Annotated in this window: 2 tRNA genes and 2 rRNA genes; all 4 read right to left on the minus strand. The window is 46.8% G+C overall.

Annotated elements, in window-relative coordinates:
• Nucleotides 1-92: 92 nt before the first annotated feature.
• Nucleotides 93-2925, minus strand: a 23S ribosomal RNA gene (locus tag H593_RS0115180).
• A 244-nt stretch (nucleotides 2926-3169) separates the two neighbouring features.
• Nucleotides 3170-3243, minus strand: a tRNA-Ala gene (locus H593_RS0115185).
• A gap of 85 nt (nucleotides 3244-3328) precedes the next feature.
• A tRNA-Ile gene (locus H593_RS0115190) sits at nucleotides 3329-3402 on the minus strand.
• Between the two features lie 86 nt (nucleotides 3403-3488).
• Nucleotides 3489-4806 (minus strand): 16S ribosomal RNA (locus H593_RS0115195); the annotation flags it as partial.

The raw sequence follows: 4806 nt of genomic DNA on the forward strand, positions 1-4806 counted from the left end.
CCGTATAAAAATAACATATTGAAAAAAGAACGTTACACGTCATACATACATAAAAAACTAATATTTAATTACACTTTATAAAAAAACAGGTGTGCAATAAGCCTATGGGTTATTAGTACTACTCGGCTATGACATTACTGCCTTTACACCTATAGCCTATCAACGTGGTAATCTTCCACGACCCTTTAAAGAAATCTCATCTTGTGGTAGGTTTCGCGCTTATATGCTTTCAGCGCTTATCCTTTCCCAACGTAGCTACCCAGCAATGCTCCTGGCGGAACAACTGGTACACCAGAGGTTAGTCCAACTCGGTCCTCTCGTACTAGAGTCAGATCCACTCAAATTTCTAACGCCCACAGTAGATAGAGACCGAACTGTCTCACGACGTTCTGAACCCAGCTCGCGTGCCACTTTAATGGGCGAACAGCCCAACCCTTGGGACCTTCTCCAGCCCCAGGATGTGACGAGCCGACATCGAGGTGCCAAACCCCCCCGTCGATATGAGCTCTTGGGGGAGATCAGCCTGTTATCCCCGGAGTACCTTTTATCCTTTGAGCGATGGCCCTTCCATACGGAACCACCGGATCACTATGCTCTACTTTCGTACCTGATCGACCTGTATGTCTCTCAGTCAAGCTCCCTTATGCCATTGCACTCTACGCACGGTTACCAAGCGTGCTGAGGGAACCTTTAGAAGCCTCCGTTACTCTTTTGGAGGCGACCACCCCAGTCAAACTACCCACCAAGCACTGTCCCTCTATTAGAGGTTAGACTCTAGATAAGCAAAGGGTGGTATTTCAACAATGACTCCACAACGCCTAGCGACGCCGCTTCAAAGTCTCCCACCTATCCTACACATTACTTATCCAAAGCCAATACTAAGCTATAGTAAAGGTTCACGGGGTCTTTTCGTCCCACTGCGGGTAATCGGCATCTTCACCGATACTACAATTTCACCGAGCTCATGGCTGAGACAGTGTCCAGATCGTTACACCATTCGTGCAGGTCGGAACTTACCCGACAAGGAATTTCGCTACCTTAGGACCGTTATAGTTACGGCCGCCGTTTACTGGGGCTTCATTTCAGATCTTCGCCGAAGCTAAACCCTCCACTTAACCTTCCAGCACCGGGCAGGTGTCAGGCCCTATACATCATCTTTCGATTTAGCAGAGCCCTGTGTTTTTGATAAACAGTCGCCTGGACCTTTTCACTGCGGCCCATCCGAAGATGGGCGACCCTTCTCCCGAAGTTACGGGCCGATTTTGCCTAGTTCCTTAGCCATGAATCTCTCGAGCACCTTAGAATTCTCATCCCAACTACCTGTGTCGGTTTAGGGTACGGGCTGCTTCACTCGCTTTTCTTGGAAGTCGCTTCTCTGGATTATCACCTTGACCGTAGTCTCAGTGTACTATCGCGGTATTACTACTCGCTTCAACGTACTATTCCGTCAGTACGCACCAAATACACGCCTCCGTCACTTTTATTGTGAGCAGGTACAGGAATATTAACCTGTTGTCCATCCACTTCCCCTTTCGGGTTCGCGTTAGGTCCCGACTAACCCTCAGCTGATTAGCATAGCTGAGGAAACCTTAGTCTTTCGGTGTGCGGGTTTCTCGCCCGCATTATCGTTACTTATGCCTACATTTTCTTTTGTAGCTTCTCCAGCATGCCTCACAGCACACCTTCGACGACACTACAATGCTCCCCTACCACTCGCGCCCTTAAGGCGGAGTCCATAGCTTCGGTAATATGTTTATGCCCGATTATTATCCATGCCGAACCGCTCGACTAGTGAGCTGTTACGCACTCTTTAAATGAATGGCTGCTTCCAAGCCAACATCCTAGCTGTCTAAGCAGTTCAACCTCGTTTATTCAACTTAACATATATTTTGGGACCTTAGCTGATGGTCTGGGTTCTTTCCCTCTCGGACATGGACCTTAGCACCCATGCCCTCACTGCTGATTAACATTTTATAGCATTCGGAGTTTGTCAGGAATTGGTAGGCGGTGAAGCCCCCGCATCCAATCAGTAGCTCTACCTCTATAAAACTATAAATCAACGCTGCACCTAAATGCATTTCGGGGAGTACGAGCTATTTCCGAGTTTGATTGGCCTTTCACCCCTACCCACAGGTCATCCGAACACTTTTCAACGTATATCGGTTCGGGCCTCCACTGTATGTTACTACAGCTTCACCCTGCCCATGGGTAGATCACACGGTTTCGCGTCTACCACTACTAACTAAAGCGCCCTATTCAGACTCGCTTTCGCTACGGCTGCGGACCTGAAGTCCTTAACCTTGCTAGCAACGGTAACTCGTAGGCTCATTATGCAAAAGGCACGCCGTCACCCCAAAGGGGCTCCGACCGCTTGTAAGCGTATGGTTTCAGGATCTTTTTCACTCCTTTATTCAAGGTTCTTTTCACCTTTCCCTCACGGTACTAGTTCACTATCGGTCTCTCAGGAGTATTTAGCCTTAACGGATGGTCCCGCCAAATTCATACAGGATTACACGTGTCCCGCACTACTCAGGATACCACTATCAATAACGTTCTTTACTTATACGGGACTATCACCCTCTATGGTTACTCTTTCCAAAGTATTCTAATTCATTGCGCATCAAATATCGTGGTCCTACAACCCCAGTATTGCCGTAACAATACTGGTTTGGGCTAATCCGATTTCGCTCGCCGCTACTATCGGAATCACTTTTGTTTTCTTCTCCTCCGGGTACTTAGATGTTTCAGTTCTCCGGGTTTGCTTGCCTTACGGCATAACATGTCTTCAACATGCTGGGTTGCCCCATTCGGATATCTGCGGATCAATTTGTATGTGCCAATCCCCGCAGCTTTTCGCAGCTTATCACGTCCTTCATCGCCTCTGAGAGCCAAGGCATTCCCCATACGCTCTTATTTAGCTTATTGCACTATTTGTCTTTTTAATGAGTTACTATTTAACCTACAGTTTTCAGTCCCTATAACTAGTAAATAAATACCAACTAATGTTTCTTACACCCCATAAATTAAACATTGTGATTAATTAGATATCGCTCGTTGTGATTCTAATTAATCCATAAATATTATTTGTAGATTAGATTAATCTAATCCTTATTTTTATGTATCTTTTTTCAATATGTCAATGAACTTTTTTCTACCTAATGTAGAATTGTGGAGAATATCGGAGTCGAACCGATGACCTCCTGCGTGCAAGGCAGGCGCTCTAGCCAGCTGAGCTAATCCCCCATTGTAATTCTTATCATCTAAGAATTCTCAATTTTGAATTTAGAATTCTCAACCTATAGAATTTCCTTTATATTATTATAGTTAGTAGTCTCAGGCAGACTCGAACTGCCGACCTCTACATTATCAGTGTAGCGCTCTAACCAGCTGAGCTATGAGACTCTACTATAATAGATTATTAAATTAACAGCAAAAGAATAAACAACTTCTTTCTTTAATTGTGATTTCGCTTAGTCGTCTTTCTCTAGAAAGGAGGTGTTCCAGCCGCACCTTCCGGTACGGCTACCTTGTTACGACTTAGCCCTAGTTACCAATTTTACCCTAGGCCGCTCCTTGCGGTGACGGACTTCAGGCACTCCCAGCTTCCATGGCTTGACGGGCGGTGTGTACAAGGCCCGGGAACGTATTCACCGCATCATGGCTGATATGCGATTACTAGCGATTCCAGCTTCACGGAGTCGAGTTGCAGACTCCGATCCGAACTGTGATATAGTTTATAGATTCGCTCCTGGTCGCCCAGTGGCTGCTCTCTGTCTATACCATTGTAGCACGTGTGTAGCCCAGGACGTAAGGGCCGTGATGATTTGACGTCATCCCCACCTTCCTCACAGTTTGCACTGGCAGTCTTGTTAGAGTTCCCGACATGACTCGCTGGCAACTAACAACAGGGGTTGCGCTCGTTATAGGACTTAACCTGACACCTCACGGCACGAGCTGACGACAACCATGCAGCACCTTGTAAATTGCCCGAAGGAAAAACTATCTCTAGTCCTGTCAATCTACATTTAAGCCCTGGTAAGGTTCCTCGCGTATCATCGAATTAAACCACATGCTCCACCGCTTGTGCGGGCCCCCGTCAATTCCTTTGAGTTTCATTCTTGCGAACGTACTCCCCAGGTGGGTTACTTATCACTTTCGCTTAGCCACTCAGACCGAAGTCCGAACAGCTAGTAACCATCGTTTACGGCGTGGACTACCAGGGTATCTAATCCTGTTCGCTCCCCACGCTTTCGTCCATCAGTGTCAGTTGATTATTAGTAATCTGCCTTCGCAATTGGTATTCTATGTAATATCTATGCATTTCACCGCTACACTACATATTCTAACTACTTCATAATAACTCAAGATAACCAGTATCAAAGGCAATTCTACAGTTGAGCTGCAGACTTTCACCCCTGACTTAATTATCCACCTACGGACCCTTTAAACCCAATGATTCCGGATAACGCTTGGATCCTCCGTATTACCGCGGCTGCTGGCACGGAGTTAGCCGATCCTTATTCTTACAGTACCGTCAGAGCTCTACACGTAGAGCGGTTTCTTCCTGTATAAAAGCAGTTTACAACCCATAGGGCAGTCTTCCTGCACGCGGCATGGCTGGATCAGAGTTGCCTCCATTGTCCAATATTCCTCACTGCTGCCTCCCGTAGGAGTCTGGTCCGTGTCTCAGTACCAGTGTGGGGGATCCCCCTCTCAGGGCCCCTATCTATCGTTGCCATGGTGTGCCGTTACCACACCATCTAGCTAATAGAACGCATACTCATCTCTTACCGCCGAAGCTTTAAT

This window comes from Psychroserpens burtonensis DSM 12212 (assembly GCF_000425305.1).
In the GTDB taxonomy this organism is placed as follows: Bacteria; Bacteroidota; Bacteroidia; order Flavobacteriales; family Flavobacteriaceae; genus Psychroserpens; species Psychroserpens burtonensis.